The 13,208-nt window shown below is 49.8% G+C and carries 15 protein-coding genes; 12 read left to right on the forward strand and 3 right to left on the reverse strand.

All coding sequences use genetic code 11. From position 1 onward, the window contains the following. Positions 1-128 precede the first annotated feature (128 nt). Both ABC831_RS16615 and ABC831_RS16620 read right to left on the reverse strand, forming a co-directional pair. Positions 129-530 (reverse strand): NifB/NifX family molybdenum-iron cluster-binding protein, encoded by a 402-nt coding sequence (locus ABC831_RS16615; RefSeq protein WP_343249218.1) that lies wholly within the window; start codon positions 528-530, stop codon positions 129-131. After that, complete coding sequence (locus ABC831_RS16620; RefSeq protein WP_343249219.1) at positions 508-942, reverse strand: DUF134 domain-containing protein; 435 nt, start codon at positions 940-942, stop codon at positions 508-510. The genes ABC831_RS16615 and ABC831_RS16620 overlap by 23 nt, the downstream gene beginning before the upstream one ends. Positions 943-1,260: 318 nt before the next feature. On the opposite strand from ABC831_RS16620, the gene ABC831_RS16625 reads away from it, so the two are divergent. From ABC831_RS16625 to ABC831_RS16650, 6 genes are all read left to right on the forward strand, one after another. Further along, a complete protein-coding gene (locus ABC831_RS16625; protein WP_343249220.1) occupies positions 1,261-3,138 on the forward strand; it encodes a hypothetical protein in 1,878 nt (625 codons plus the stop codon). Between the two features lie 20 nt (positions 3,139-3,158). Continuing rightward, on the forward strand, positions 3,159-3,827 hold the full coding sequence (locus ABC831_RS16630; protein ID WP_343249221.1) for a TraX family protein: 669 nt from the start codon (positions 3,159-3,161) through the stop codon (positions 3,825-3,827). Between the two features lie 184 nt (positions 3,828-4,011). Then, positions 4,012-4,548 carry a DUF5662 family protein gene (locus ABC831_RS16635; RefSeq protein ID WP_343249222.1) on the forward strand — a complete coding sequence of 179 codons (537 nt, stop codon included), beginning with the start codon at positions 4,012-4,014 and terminating at the stop codon, positions 4,546-4,548. Positions 4,549-4,618: 70 nt separating this feature from the next. Then, on the forward strand, positions 4,619-5,623 hold the full coding sequence (trpS, locus tag ABC831_RS16640) for a tryptophan--tRNA ligase (protein ID WP_343249223.1): 1,005 nt from the start codon (positions 4,619-4,621) through the stop codon (positions 5,621-5,623). 70 nt (positions 5,624-5,693) lie between these two features. Continuing rightward, complete coding sequence (locus ABC831_RS16645) at positions 5,694-6,191, forward strand: heme-degrading domain-containing protein (protein WP_343249224.1); 498 nt, start codon at positions 5,694-5,696, stop codon at positions 6,189-6,191. A 36-nt stretch (positions 6,192-6,227) separates the two neighbouring features. Beyond that, positions 6,228-6,401, forward strand: a complete 174-nt coding sequence (locus tag ABC831_RS16650; RefSeq protein WP_343249225.1) for a LacI family DNA-binding transcriptional regulator — start codon at positions 6,228-6,230, stop codon at positions 6,399-6,401. Here the strand turns inward: ABC831_RS16650 and ABC831_RS16655 are convergent. Beyond that, entirely contained in the window at positions 6,393-6,566 is a 174-nt protein-coding gene (locus ABC831_RS16655) for a hypothetical protein (RefSeq protein ID WP_343249226.1), read from the reverse strand. The genes ABC831_RS16650 and ABC831_RS16655 overlap by 9 nt on opposite strands. Before the next feature lie 65 nt (positions 6,567-6,631). Here ABC831_RS16655 and ABC831_RS26550 point away from each other — a divergent pair, with 65 nt between their 5' ends. The 6 genes from ABC831_RS26550 (at position 6,632) to ABC831_RS16680 (ending at position 13,114) form a co-directional block, all read left to right on the forward strand. After that, the gene (locus tag ABC831_RS26550; RefSeq protein WP_425524599.1) at positions 6,632-6,775 is read left to right on the forward strand and encodes a hypothetical protein; all 144 of its coding nucleotides are present in this window, start codon (positions 6,632-6,634) and stop codon (positions 6,773-6,775) included. Between the two features lie 174 nt (positions 6,776-6,949). Further along, complete coding sequence (locus ABC831_RS16660) at positions 6,950-7,981, forward strand: LacI family DNA-binding transcriptional regulator (protein ID WP_343249227.1); 1,032 nt, start codon at positions 6,950-6,952, stop codon at positions 7,979-7,981. A 363-nt stretch (positions 7,982-8,344) separates the two neighbouring features. Then, on the forward strand, positions 8,345-9,556 hold the full coding sequence (locus ABC831_RS16665) for a hypothetical protein (protein ID WP_343249228.1): 1,212 nt from the start codon (positions 8,345-8,347) through the stop codon (positions 9,554-9,556). A gap of 67 nt (positions 9,557-9,623) precedes the next feature. Continuing rightward, positions 9,624-11,135 carry a sugar ABC transporter ATP-binding protein gene (locus ABC831_RS16670; protein ID WP_343249229.1) on the forward strand — a complete coding sequence of 504 codons (1,512 nt, stop codon included), beginning with the start codon at positions 9,624-9,626 and terminating at the stop codon, positions 11,133-11,135. Between the two features lies 1 nt (position 11,136). Next, on the forward strand, positions 11,137-12,123 hold the full coding sequence (locus ABC831_RS16675; protein WP_343249230.1) for an ABC transporter permease: 987 nt from the start codon (positions 11,137-11,139) through the stop codon (positions 12,121-12,123). Position 12,124: 1 nt separating this feature from the next. Next, positions 12,125-13,114, forward strand: coding sequence for an ABC transporter permease (locus ABC831_RS16680; protein WP_343249231.1), 990 nt, complete (start codon positions 12,125-12,127; stop codon positions 13,112-13,114). Positions 13,115-13,208: the final 94 nt, after the last annotated feature.

Below are 13,208 nucleotides of genomic sequence, written 5' to 3' on the forward strand. Positions count from 1 at the left end.
AGAAAAACGCACTACAGGGGAATGATTGACATAATAACAGGGGACACCTGAACCGCCGGCACAGACGTATGTAGGTCTGTGGCTGCGGGTTCAGGTGTCCCCTGTTTTTTTACCGTTATATATCCAATCTAATGCGCGGAACCATGATCCTTACAGCCATGCTCCCCGCAGGTGTGTCCTTCCCCGTGGGCGTGATTATGATGATCACATACGGTATCCGGCTGATAATTCAGGTTCCCGGCCAGAAGGGCTTTTACCTGCTCATCCGCGTCACCTTTTGCGCCGGGATACAGCGTGATACCTGCTTCCGCCAGGGCGGTTCTCGCGCCGCCGCCGATGCCGCCGCATATAAGAACTTCGATGCCGTAGTCCTTCAGAAAGCCTGCCAGCGCCCCATGGCCGCTGCCGTTGGTATCTACAACCTTAGATGAGAGAATGGAGCTCTGATCCGTCTCGTAGATTTTAAACTGTTCACTGTGCCCGAAATGTTGGAATACTTCACCATTTTCATAAGTTACTGCAATTTTCATGCTTACAACCTCCGTTTTTTGTCAGATTAATTTCTGCTTGTCCTGCTGTCGGATCACCCTGACAGCGGCGCCCATTACAGGCGTGTTTCCCGCAGTTTTTGCCGCAGCAGTCACCGGAATGAGAACAGAGCATATAATTGCCGCCTTCGATCAGAAGAACGCTCCCGGTTACCAGAGTTTCGGCCAGCTTATGGCGGGCCCTGTTGTAGACAGCCTGGATCGTGGTACGGGCGACACCCATCTGACCCGCGCAGTCCTCCTGGTCATATCCCAGATAGTCAATGAGACGGATCGTTTCGAATTCATCCAGAGTCATTTCGATCTTCGGGTTATCATCCGTAAACTCCAGCGGCCCAAACTGATTCGTCCGCGGAAGCGTACAGATTCTCCTGCATTTAGATGGACGCGGCATAAAAATTCCTCCTGTTCTCCCCGGTTTGTACCATCAGTATACGTCAGTTTATGACATATGTCAATAACTTTGGCGCGGGAAACACATGATGAGAGGGGACTGGCTCTTTTCGGCAGTAAAGCCGAACTTTACAGAAACTGCGTGGAGAAAAGTGCCTGTCCCCGGATGCAGGCCCGAACAAGCCACCTAAGTCTCATAGAGACATAGAGAGACATAGAGATAAAAGAGTATACAAAATGCGGAAAAAAATGATATAATAATTTTATTCACGGGCTGATGTCGGGAATCATAAAAAACGCAAGAAGGGCGGGCATAAGGATGGAGAGCAAGGATCAATTCCGGAATCGGATACAGACTGGAACCCCATTACCGCTGGGGGCCAGTTATAAGGATGGTTGTATGAACTTTGCCGTGGCGGCAGAGGGCGGACAGCCGTGTGCCCTGGTCCTGTACCATAAGGATGAGACACACACGGCGTTTGAGATTCCATTTCCCGTAGAGAGCAGGTCAGGTAATGTATATTCCCTTGCGATCCGGGATTTTAAAGCAGATGATTACGAATATAATTTCAGGATCGGCCGTCAGATTGTTCCTGACCCTTACGCCAAAAGGATACTGGGCAGGGAACATTTCGGCGTGCCTGTAAAAAAAGAGGACGGCGGCTTTGTGCGCTGCGGATTTGCGGTTTCGGATTATGACTGGAAAGCAGATCAGCCTTTGGCGATCCCGTACGAGAATGTCATTATGTACGGCCTGCATGTCCGGAATTTTACGATGCATCCTTCCTCGAAGATAAAACATAAGGGGACCTTCCTGGGAATCAGGGAGAAGATTCCGTATCTGAAAGAAATGGGAATCAATCATATAGAACTGATGCCGTCTTACGAGTTTGATGAGATACTGATCCGCCGGCCGGCAGCATATTATGCGGATGATACGGAAAAGACAAAGGAATCATTCCGCTTGAATACCTGGGGATATGGACCGGGCAGTTATTTTGCGCCGAAAGCATCCTATGCCGCATCTGCTGATCCGGTGACCGAATTCAAAGATATGGTGCGTGCGCTTCATGAGAATGGGATTGAGATTTCCATGGAATTTTATTTTCCAAAAGGCACCGGTGTGGAGTTGATGCTGCGCTGCCTGAGGTACTGGGTGCTTTCCTATCATCTGGACGGAATCCATCTGAATGGGGAGGATGTGCCGGCCTGTCTGCTGGCTTCGGACCCGATTCTGTCCCGGACGAAGCTTATGTATCAGGGCTTTCCGGTGGAAGAGATCTATCAGGAGGGGGCACTGCCGGAATTTAAGAATCTGGCGGAGTATAACAGCGGCTTCCTGGTGGATGCCCGTCGTTTTTTAAAGGGCGATGAGGATATGCTGGACGCTTTTACCTGGCGGGCCAGGAGGAACCCTTCCGGGCATGGTGTGATCAATTATATAACAAACCATGACGGATTTACCCTTCTGGATCTGGTATCTTATGACGGGAAGCATAACGAAGAGAATGAAGAGGATAACCGGGACGGCACGAATTATAATTACAGCTGGAACTGCGGAGCCGAAGGACCCAGCCGTAAAAGAGCGGTAAGAGAGCTTCGGGTGAAACAGGTGAAGAACGCCTTCAGTTTTTTGATGTTAAGCCAGGGGACCCCCTATATATTCAGCGGTGATGAGCTGATGCATACGAAGAAGGGAAACAATAATTCCTACTGCCAGGACAACGGCACGGCCTGGATCAACTGGAATCTCACGAAGGATGCCCGGGAAGTCCGGGATTATGTAAAGAAACTGATCGCGTTGCGCCGGGAACATCCGATTCTGCACAGGCCGGAGGAACTTCGCATCATGGATTATATGGCCTGCGGTTATCCAGATCTATCTTATCACGGCAAGAAGGCCTGGTATGGTGAGTTCGAGCCGTTCAGCAGGCAGATCGGACTGATGTACTGTGGAAAATACGCGAAAACCGGGCAGCAGGAAGACGATTTTTTCTATGTGGCTTATAATATGCACTGGATCGAGCATGAGTTCGCCCTCCCGAAGCTGCCGGACGGAAAGTCCTGGAGGCTTGTGATGGATACCTCCCTTGCCGTGGATGGAAGTTTCTATGAATCCGGCCGGGAGCCGGTGGTTCAAACACCTAAAATGATACCGGTAAAAGCCAGGACGGTAATGGTCCTGATCGGCAAATAAAGATCAGCAGGGGAAATGGAATGGAAAAGATCAGAGAAATCATAGGCATCAACGGCTTTACTTTAAAATGGATCGCTATCATAACGATGGTGATTGATCATACGGGAATGATGTTTTTCCCATACAGCAGTATCCCCAGAATCGTAGGACGGATGTCGTTTCCTATCTTCTGTTTTCTGTTGGTGGAAGGATTCCTTCATACCCATGACCGCAAGAAATACGCGCTTCGGCTGCTTCTGTTTGCAGTGATCTCCGAAATCCCCTTTGACCTGGCGATCTATCTGTCCAGAGGACAGACGAATTTTTTGGCGCAGCAGAACGTGTTCTTCACACTGTTTTTGGGTTTGCTGCTGCTCATACTGATCGAGCGTTCCCCGAAGGTATGGTGGAGGATGCTGATGACAGTGCTGGTCTGCCTGGCCGCGTACTTCTTCCTGACAGACTACAATATGATGGGCGTGCTGCTGATCCTGTCCTTCTACGTGTTTCAAACATCCATACTGGGAAAAGCGGCCTCACTGGCCTTCCTGGACTGGGGCATGTTCGGAGGCATACAGAATTTCGCGATTATATCCATTCTGCCCATCTGGCTGTACAACGGACAGCGCGGGCCTAAGATGAAATATTTCTTTTATGTATTTTATCCTGCACATTTATTGCTTTTGTGTTTCATACGTATATTTATATGATATAATGTCGTCAGACATTATATCCGCGCCGGAGCGCTTTCCTTGGCGCGGAGTGTGCATCCCCCCCGGAGGGGTCATGATTGCATGCAATCATGATATAATGTCGTCAGACATTTATCCGCGCCGGAGCGCTTTCCTTAGCGCGGAGCGCTGTGACAGAAAGAATTGAGCGGAGTTAATAAACATGGGAAATGCTTGGAAACATTTTTGTACAATTACACATCACAAATATCTGGTCATGAAAGGCTGCTTCAAGGTAGGGCTTTACCGGCAGGGAATCATGCACGATATGTCGAAATACAGTCCCACGGAGTTCCGGGTGGGCTGCAAATATTTTCAGGGAAATCGAAGCCCGAACAATGCGGAGCGGGAAGAGATCGGATACTCGTCCGCCTGGCTGCACCACAAGGGGCGCAACAAGCACCATTTTGAATACTGGATCGATTACAGCCTGGGGAAAGGACGTCTGCTGGAAGGCTGCAAGATGCCCACCAGGTATGTGGTGGAAATGCTGATGGACAGGATAGCCGCATCGAAAGTATACGAGAAGGAAAAATATACCGACGCCAGTCCTCTGACCTATTATGAAAAAGGAAAAATCGGTGCCCTGATCCATCCGGAGACGAGGGTAATGCTGGAGCGGTTTCTGCACATGCTGGCGGAAATGGGAGAGGATAAGACCTTTGCCTATATAAAAAAGGAAATACTGAAGAAAAAATAAGATTACATACGGGATGCACAAAGCATATTCCGTCAATCATCTAAGAAAGAAAAAACGGAGGTTTACGGCTATGATGAATGACAAAAAAGTATTGTTCAGCGGTATGCAGGCGACAGGAACGCTGACACTGGGCAATTATCTGGGGGCCCTGAAAAACTGGGTGACCTTAAGTGATGAATATGAATGTTTCTACTGTGTGGTGGATCTACACTCCATTACGATCCGGCAGGACCCCGCAGAGCTTCGCAAGAGGGCCAGGAACCTTCTGACGCTGTATATCGCGGCGGGACTGGACCCCACGAAGAACTGTCTGTACTACCAGTCTCATGTATCCGGCCATGCCGAGCTGTCATGGATACTGAACTGCTTTACCTATATGGGCGAGCTTAACCGGATGACCCAGTTTAAAGATAAATCCCAGAAGCATGCGGATAACATCAATGCGGGCCTGTTCACCTATCCGGTGCTGATGGCGGCGGATATACTGCTGTTCCAGTCGGATGTGGTCCCGGTGGGGATCGACCAGATGCAGCATCTTGAGATCACCAGGGATATCGCGCAGCGTTTTAATAATATCTACGGCGACGTGTTCACGATTCCGGAACCTTATATCGGGAAGACCGGTGCGAAGATCATGAGTCTTCAGGACCCTACCAAGAAGATGAGTAAATCCGATGAGAATCCCAACAGCAGCATCTATCTTATGGATGATCCGGATGCCATTGTCCGCAAGTTCAAACGCGCGGTAACGGATTCCGGAAAAGAAATCATCTATACAGATGACAAACCGGGAATTAAGAATCTGCTGGATATCTACTGCACGATTACGCAGAAAACCGTGGAGGAAGCGGTGAAAGAATTTGACGGAAAAGGATACGGCGAATTCAAACTGGCGGTAGGGGAAGTGGTAGCGGACCATTTGCGTCCGGTACAGGAACGCTTTGCCCAGCTCGGCAAGGACAAAGCCTTTATTGACGGTATCATCAAAGACAATGCCGAGAAAGCAAATTATTTTGCCACAAAGACATTGCGTAAGGTGCAAAGAAAGGTCGGTTTCCCGGACCGGATTCGTTAACTTCGAACTTCGGAAAAAATAGAGCGGAAAAAACGAAATTAGAAAATAAAAAGTACAGGAGGGACTTTATATGACAATCGATGAAGCGATCAGAATATTGGAGATGCAGGAGGAAATCTTACAGTTCAGCCACTTTACCAATGCGGACGCATGGGAGCTGGGGAATGTAATCGTATCGGAAGCGGCCAGGAGAGGGCTGTCCATAGCGACCAGTATCCGCCTGAACAATGGGTATACGGTATTTCAGTTTGGGTTTGACGGCACCAACCTGCACAATGATAACTGGATGGGAAGAAAACATAACACGGTCAAAGTTCTGGAAAAGAGCAGCCTGCATGTATATATGGAATTACAGAAAACACAGGAGACGATCGAGGAATGGTTCCTGGAGCCGAAGGAGTACGCGGTCTGCGGCGGCGGTTTCCCCATCCGGGTGGAAGAGGTCGGCGTGATCGGCTCCGTACTCGTATCCGGACTGGATCATGTGGCAGATCACGATCTGGTGGTAAAATGCATCAGCAAATATCTGCATGTGGATGAAGTGCCCAGGATCCGTGCGCTGGTATAACACGCAGCACTGCACATCAGGCGGGAGGACCACAATATGGCTAGCATCAAGGACGTGGCCAGAAGAGCGGGAGTATCCGTCTCAACAGTCTCCAACGTGCTCAATGGAACAAAATATGTCAGCGAAGATCTGAAAAAACGGGTAAATATCGCGGTTCCCGAACTGGAATATGAAGCGGACCCTGTGGCCAGAAATATGAAATCACAGTGAAGTAAGACCATAGGGGTTATTACTGCGGATATGTGCGGCCTGCCGGTTGACGAAGAAAAAATGATAGCCAATGGGGACTATACCCATCAGAGCGGCTATCTCGCAATGAAACAGCTTCTTAAATCCTGTCCGGATATGGACGGGGTATTTATAGCCAATGATCAAATGGCCCTCCCCTTTCTTCCATCCACGTACGGAAAAAACATATTGGACTGGAAGCAGCCGGGGCACTGATCAGACAGATCGAAGGAGAGGATGAGGCTGTCCGGGAGACAGTCAGAATCGAGATGGAGACCAGGCTTGTGGTACGCAGGTCAACACAAAGCGATGCGCCTTTGGATTGGATCTTGTCAGACTGGTATTATTTCATGTAATCATCCGGAGGTTCCGGGCGTTGTTCCAGGAATTTGATGAAAAGTGAGGCAGGGGACTGTCACGGGGGAATTATACTCCCCGGGACAGTCCCCTGCTGTTTTATTTATAACAGATATTGACAAACGTTCGCTGACGTGTTAGGGTGAATAAAATGCACGAAATGAGGTGGGACAATGCCAGGAATGCGTGAAGTGGCCAGGGAAGCGGGCGTATCGCTGTCTACGGTGTCTGCTGTACTCAGTGACAGCGAAAAATATGTGAGTGAAGAAATCAAAAATAAAGTTCTGCTGGCGGCGAACAAGATCGGGTACCGCTGCCCTGCGAAAAAGAAAAGAGCGGAAAAGGTAATCGCGGTGGTACTGCCGAATATAACAAGCACATTTTTTTCAAGCCTGCTCAGCGGAATCGAAGATACGGCCACGGATGAAGGCTATACGCTGGTTTTTGGCAATTCCGGCTATCATTTTTCCAAGGAGAGGCGTTTTATCTCCATGATACAAAAGCAGTCCCTGCAGGGGGTCATTATCGATACGGTGTGTCCGATTACGGAAGAAAACGCTTATTTTGATGAATTGAGAAAAACGTTTGGAAGCAAAGAAATACCGGTGATTCTGCTGGAAAGGAAGATTCAGGAGCCCAATTTCGGCAGTGTCTATGTGGATCATATGAATAATGCGTACCAGGCCACAAAACATCTAGTTTTAAAGGGATACCGCAGCATCGCGCATGTGGCGGGGAAGGCAAATAACCCCCTGACGCTCCTGCGGGTGAACGGTTACCGCAAGGCATTGGAGGAGGGCGGTATCCCCTATGACAAAGAACTGGTCGCATCCGGGGATTTTTCGCCGAACAGCGGATATATCGCGATGAAGAAAATATTGGGAATCCGGTCGGATTGTATGGCGGTATTCGCGGCCAACGACCAGATGGCCATCGGGGCGATGAAGGCGATCCTGTCCGAGGGAAAGCGGGTGCCGGAGGATATCGCGGTGGTCGGGATCGATAATCTCAGCGTATCGTCCATGATATCCCCCTCTCTGACCACGATTAATGTGCCGACTTATCAGATGGGCAGGACGGCGGTGAAAATGCTGATGGACCGTTCAAAGGAGAAAAAGCGGAGCGTCAAACTCCCCTGCAACCTGATCGTGCGCAGATCCACGGATCTGTATGCGGGCAGCGAGTGGGATATGTTTGGGTGGTAAAAAAATAAAATCAGTCCAATTGCGGCTGCGATAAAAAAATAGGAAAGACAATCAGGGGTCTGCCAGAAAACAACGTTAATGTTTTCTGACAGACCCCTGATTACTATGTAAAAAATGCATAAAAAAAGACCGCGAAACTGAGTGAAATATAGAAAACGACGGATAATGTTGACAAACGTTCGTTAAAAGAATATGATTTTACTAGAAGGAATGATCAAAAATGTTTGAAAAACCCTTTAAAATCATTGGCTGTCGTATGAAACGAGCGAAAAGTGAGCGAACAAGTTGAAAAAATCTGGAATTTCAGAAAACATTTTCTGTTGAATCAAATGAATAATCAAAAATCATGAAGGAGTGAGAAGTATGAATCAGAAAGAACAGATCGAAAAAGCATTGGAAAAAGGGAAAGGTGTGCTGCGGCTGGCGCCGACCTGGGTACCAAGGGTGTATTGCAGGCCGGGAAGAAGAATTAAGCTGCACCCGTCCGACTATTTTGTACTGGGAATGCGGGGCGGCATTGACGAAAGATGGTTTTCCTCGACGACCTGGGCGGAGAACGGTCCGGGGACACCCGAGGACGAAGGGTTGAGCTATATCGTCGTGGATGAGGACGGCAAAGAGCGGGTTCTGTTAAGAGACGCGGTGGATCTGATGGGACCTGAGCTGATCGGTGAGACCTTATGGAACAAATACCACCGGTGGGCGATGTTTTCCAAGTTCTTCGACAACCAGGGGCCGCTTCCCCATCACATTCATCACAGACAGGAGCACGCGGCGCGGGTGGGAGCGGACGGCAAGCCGGAGATGTACTTTTTCCCGGCGCAGATGAACAACCACGGCGGAGAATTCCCCTTTACATTTTTCGGATTCCATCCTGAGACTACGAAGGAGCAGGTGCTCGGCTGCCTGAAGAACTATACAAAGGGAGATAATAACATCCTGGGACTCTCAAGAGCGTTTAAGCTGGAAGTGGATACCGGATATAACGTAGCACCCGGTATCATGCACGCCCCCGGTTCCTTCTGTACCTATGAGCCGCAGTTCGCATCCGATGTGTACGCGATGTATCAGTCGGTGCTGATGAACGGGGAGCTGGTACAGCAGGATCTGCTCTGGAAGAATTGTCCGGAAGAAGAGATCGGCAATTATGAGTATCTGCTGGACGTCATTGACTGGGACAAGAACGTGGACCCGGATTTCCACGAACACAACTTTATGAGCCCGAAACCGGTCAGACCGATGGAAGAGATGGCAGCGGACGGTTATATCGAGGAGTGGATCTGTTATAAATGTGAAAATGTAAGTGCAAAGCGCCTGACGGTTCTCCCCGGACAGTCGGTAGTGGTAAAGGATGCCGCGCCTTACGGGCTGATCTGCCTGCAGGGCCACGGAACCTTTGGAGCGTGGGAAATCGAATCCCCGGCCCTGATCCGTTACGGCGAGTTAACCCATGACGAATACTTTGTGACAGAAAAAGCAGCGAAAGAGGGAATCCGGATCGTGAATCCGTCATCCGCAGACCCCATTGTGATTCTGAAGCATTTCTCGGATAACCCGGACCTGAGCGTCGAATAAATTGGGAAAATGAATACTCCGAAAGCCCTGTCCATAAGAGGGCTTTCGGAGGTGGGAGGAAATTATTATGGGAGAAACAGTATTGGAGTTAAAAAATATTGTCAAAACATTCCCGGGCGTCCTGGCGTTAAACGATGTAAGTTTCGATCTTGAAAAAGGTGAGGTACATGCCATCTGCGGTGAGAACGGAGCCGGAAAGTCCACGCTTATGAAGGTGCTGTCCGGGGTGTATCAGCCGGATTCCGGGGAGATCCATGTAAATGGGCAGAAGAGAAAATTCGCCAATCCCATGGAATCCTATAAAAGCGGGGTGTCCATTATCTTCCAGGAAACCAGCCTCTTTGAAGAGATGACAGTGCTGGAGAATATGTTTTTGGGACACGAGACCAGCAAAAAAACACTGGGATTTCTGCCGGTTCTGAATTACAGGGAAATGAGGGAGAAGGCACAGGAGATATTCAAGCGGTTAAACACGAAGATCGACCTGGACACCAAGATCAAAACGCTGGGAATGGCCCAAAAGCAGATGGTGGAAATCGCGAAAAGCCTGACTTTTGACGCCAGCATCCTGATCTTTGATGAGCCTACGGCCTCACTGACCCAGCGGGAAGTGGACGCTTTGTTTGGCATTATTATAAGCCTCAAAAAAGAAGGAATGGGTATCGTCTACATCAGTCACAGACTGGAGGAAATTTTTGAGATCTGCGACCGGGTGACGGTTTTAAGAGACGGACAATATATTTCCACAAAAGACGTGGCCGGGACCAATAAGGATGAACTGGTTGCCGACATGGTTGGACGTACGATGCATAACTATTATCCCAAGGCTGAGACCGAGTTGGGCGATGTGATCTTCCGGGTGGAAAACTTCTATGATGAGGGATTCCTGGAAAATATCAATTTTGAAGTGAGAAAAGGGGAGATCTTAGGGTTTGCCGGCCTGGCCGGCGCCGGAAGGACCGAACTGATGGAAGCAGTCTGCGGACTGGCGCCCAAAGCCCAGGGAAAGATAACCCTGGATGGGAAAAATCTGCATATCACCGATTACACCGATGCCATGAAAGAAGGATTGGTGTATGTGTCAGAGGACCGGGGCAAGTACGGCCTGATTGTGGACATGAGTATAGAAGAAAATATATCGATGCCCCAGCTGAACGATTTCTCAAAATTCGGTATCATCGACCGGAAAAAAGAAAGCGCGGTGGCGGCGGAATACATGAAAGAGATAACGATTAAAGCGCCGGCGCCGGACTTTACCGTGAATAACTTGTCGGGCGGTAACCAGCAGAAGGTATCCATCGCCAAAGCGCTGGCGATTCAGCCGAAGATCCTGGTCCTGGATGAGCCGACCAGAGGCGTGGATGTCAATGCCAAGGCGGAAATACATAAAATCATCAGTGAACTCACCGGAAAAGGGCTTACGATCCTGATGATCTCCAGCGAGCTGCCGGAGCTGCTGGGTATGTGTGACCGGATCTATGTAATGAAGGAAGGCAGGATAGCCGGATGCTTTTCGAGAGAAGACGCCACCCAGGACAAGATTCTGAAAACGGCGCTGGAAGGGGAGGGGGAAGGATAAGATGGATATTAGCCAGAAGAAGAATTGGAAAAAGCTTATGACCACGGAATTTTATCTGCTGCTGTTTTTAATCCTTGTGCTCTTATTCCTGGCCGTCTTTGCCAGAGGATTCTATGACCTCAGCAACCTGATGAACCTGCTCAACCGGTTCAATTATGTATTGATCGCGGCGGTGGGAATGAATATGATCATTATCACTTCCAACATCGACGTCTCGGCGGGCGCGTTAGTCTCAGTCCTGTGTATCATCGCCGCGTCCCTGGGCAAACAGGGGCTGCCGATCGGCGTCTTTCTGCCTGTTACGATGGCGGCGGGAGCTTTGTTAAGTATGATCAACGGCCTGTTTATCACCAAACTGCATATACCCGCCATTGTGGCGACCCTGGCCACCACACAGCTGTTTCAGGGGGTCCTGCCGCTGGCTGTGAACGGATCGATCTACGATCTTCCGGCGACATTCACATGGCTTGCGTACGACGCGAAGCTCTTCGGCATCTTTCCGGCAAGCACGGTGCTGATGCTGGCTGTGGTCATCGCTGGATTGTTATTTATGAAATATTCGAAATTCTCCAAGAAGCTGTACGCCATCGGCAATAACAAAAATGGGGCGCGCCTTGCCGGGGTGAATGTGGACCGGACCATCGTGATTGCCTATACCATTGCCGGAGCGCTGTACGGGATTACGGCTATCATTATCGGTACAGCCAGCCAGCGGGTGACGACCACCATGGCCAACGGTAAAGAGATGACCTTTATCGCCGCGGTTGTTCTGGGAGGCACCAGCACCGCGGGAGGAAGCGGTAAGCTGATCGGTACGGTGATCGGAGCCTTTATCCTCTCCCTGGTATCCCCGGCGATCAACTACCTGGGGATCAGCCCCGACTGGTCGGACGCGATTATGGGTGGGATCATTATCCTGTCCGTGGTGGCCAGCGCGGTGAAAATTAAGAAAAAACGCCGGATATCGGCGGTACCGGGAGGAAGATAAGATGAAAGCGGTAAAAAAATTAAAATTTACTTTTAATATTGCGCTGTTGCTGATCCTGGTCATCATCTTCGCGGTTATCTCCATCCTGAATCCGGTATTCCTCTCTGCGGAATATCTGTTAAATGTAGTTCTGCGCAATGTGGTGGAACTGGGGCTGATCGCCCTGCCCATGACCCTGATCATCATAACGGGCGGAATCGACCTGTCCGTCGGAAACATCATGGTACTTTCCGCTATGGTCGGCGCCATGGCCGCAGGTAAGATGGGCAGCGCGGCCGGTGTGATCGTCACGTTCCTGGTGGGCCTGGCCTGCGGCTTGTTCAACGGGATCATCATCGCAAAGGTGAAAGTCCCGGCCATGGTCACCACACTGGCGTCCATGTTCCTGTTCCTGGGGCTTACCAGGGGCATGACGGGAGGAGACAGCGTCTACGCGTTTCCCGCCGCAGAGGCAGTCGGAGGCATGTTATTCCTGGGCATTCCGGTGCAGATCTTTATCTACATAATCTGTGCGGTGTTGTTTTATATCATCTTGGCAAAATCCACGTTTGGGAGAAGGCTGTTTGGAATCGGCCTGAACAGCAGCGCCACAAAGTACTGCGGGGTCGATATCGAAAAGATGCTGATCCGGATCTACGTGCTGTCCGGTCTGATGTGCGCCCTGGCGGCGCTGATCATGATCGGAAGGTTCTCAAGCCTTCGGTATGACGCGGGAACCAACATTAACCTGAAAGTAATTACCATCGTGGTACTGGGCGGTACCAGTATCCTGGGCGGTACCGGCGATCTGAAGGGAACGATACTGGCAACCCTGATTATCGCAGTGTTGAACAGCGGTCTGACTGTTCTGAATATCCCCATCGACACCCAGACGATTGTCCATGGGACGATCCTGATCATCAGTTTGATCGCCTATGAGATCGTGAACAGAAGGACCAGCAGCAAGCGCCTGAAAGAAGTGAAAACCGAGCTTCTGAAAAGGACCGGCTGATCGTGTGAGATATTTACCTGTTTGATCCAGACAGGAAAATATATAGGAGCATTTATGAAATACCTACGGGTATCCCTGTATGCCTTGAGAAAAA

The organism is Diplocloster hominis (assembly GCF_032380655.1).
Taxonomy (GTDB): Bacteria; Bacillota; Clostridia; order Lachnospirales; family Lachnospiraceae; genus Diplocloster; species Diplocloster hominis.

Bases quoted from the DNA above. Each gene is read 5' to 3' on its own strand.
- ABC831_RS16650 (WP_343249225.1), top strand. From the start codon at position 6,228: ATGGCTAGCATCAAGGACGTGGCCAGAAGAGCGGGAGTATCCGTCTCA.
- ABC831_RS16625 (WP_343249220.1), top strand. From the start codon at position 1,261: ATGGAGAGCAAGGATCAATTCCGGAATCGGATACAGACTGGAACCCCA.
- ABC831_RS16680 (WP_343249231.1), top strand. From the start codon at position 12,125: ATGAAAGCGGTAAAAAAATTAAAATTTACTTTTAATATTGCGCTGTTG.
- trpS (WP_343249223.1), top strand. From the start codon at position 4,619: ATGATGAATGACAAAAAAGTATTGTTCAGCGGTATGCAGGCGACAGGA.
- ABC831_RS16620 (WP_343249219.1), bottom strand. From the start codon at position 942: ATGCCGCGTCCATCTAAATGCAGGAGAATCTGTACGCTTCCGCGGACG.
- ABC831_RS16635 (WP_343249222.1), top strand. From the start codon at position 4,012: ATGGGAAATGCTTGGAAACATTTTTGTACAATTACACATCACAAATAT.
- ABC831_RS16670 (WP_343249229.1), top strand. From the start codon at position 9,624: ATGGGAGAAACAGTATTGGAGTTAAAAAATATTGTCAAAACATTCCCG.
- ABC831_RS16630 (WP_343249221.1), top strand. From the start codon at position 3,159: ATGGAAAAGATCAGAGAAATCATAGGCATCAACGGCTTTACTTTAAAA.
- ABC831_RS16660 (WP_343249227.1), top strand. From the start codon at position 6,950: ATGCCAGGAATGCGTGAAGTGGCCAGGGAAGCGGGCGTATCGCTGTCT.
- ABC831_RS16645 (WP_343249224.1), top strand. From the start codon at position 5,694: ATGACAATCGATGAAGCGATCAGAATATTGGAGATGCAGGAGGAAATC.
- ABC831_RS16675 (WP_343249230.1), top strand. From the start codon at position 11,137: ATGGATATTAGCCAGAAGAAGAATTGGAAAAAGCTTATGACCACGGAA.
- ABC831_RS16615 (WP_343249218.1), bottom strand. From the start codon at position 530: ATGAAAATTGCAGTAACTTATGAAAATGGTGAAGTATTCCAACATTTC.
- ABC831_RS16665 (WP_343249228.1), top strand. From the start codon at position 8,345: ATGAATCAGAAAGAACAGATCGAAAAAGCATTGGAAAAAGGGAAAGGT.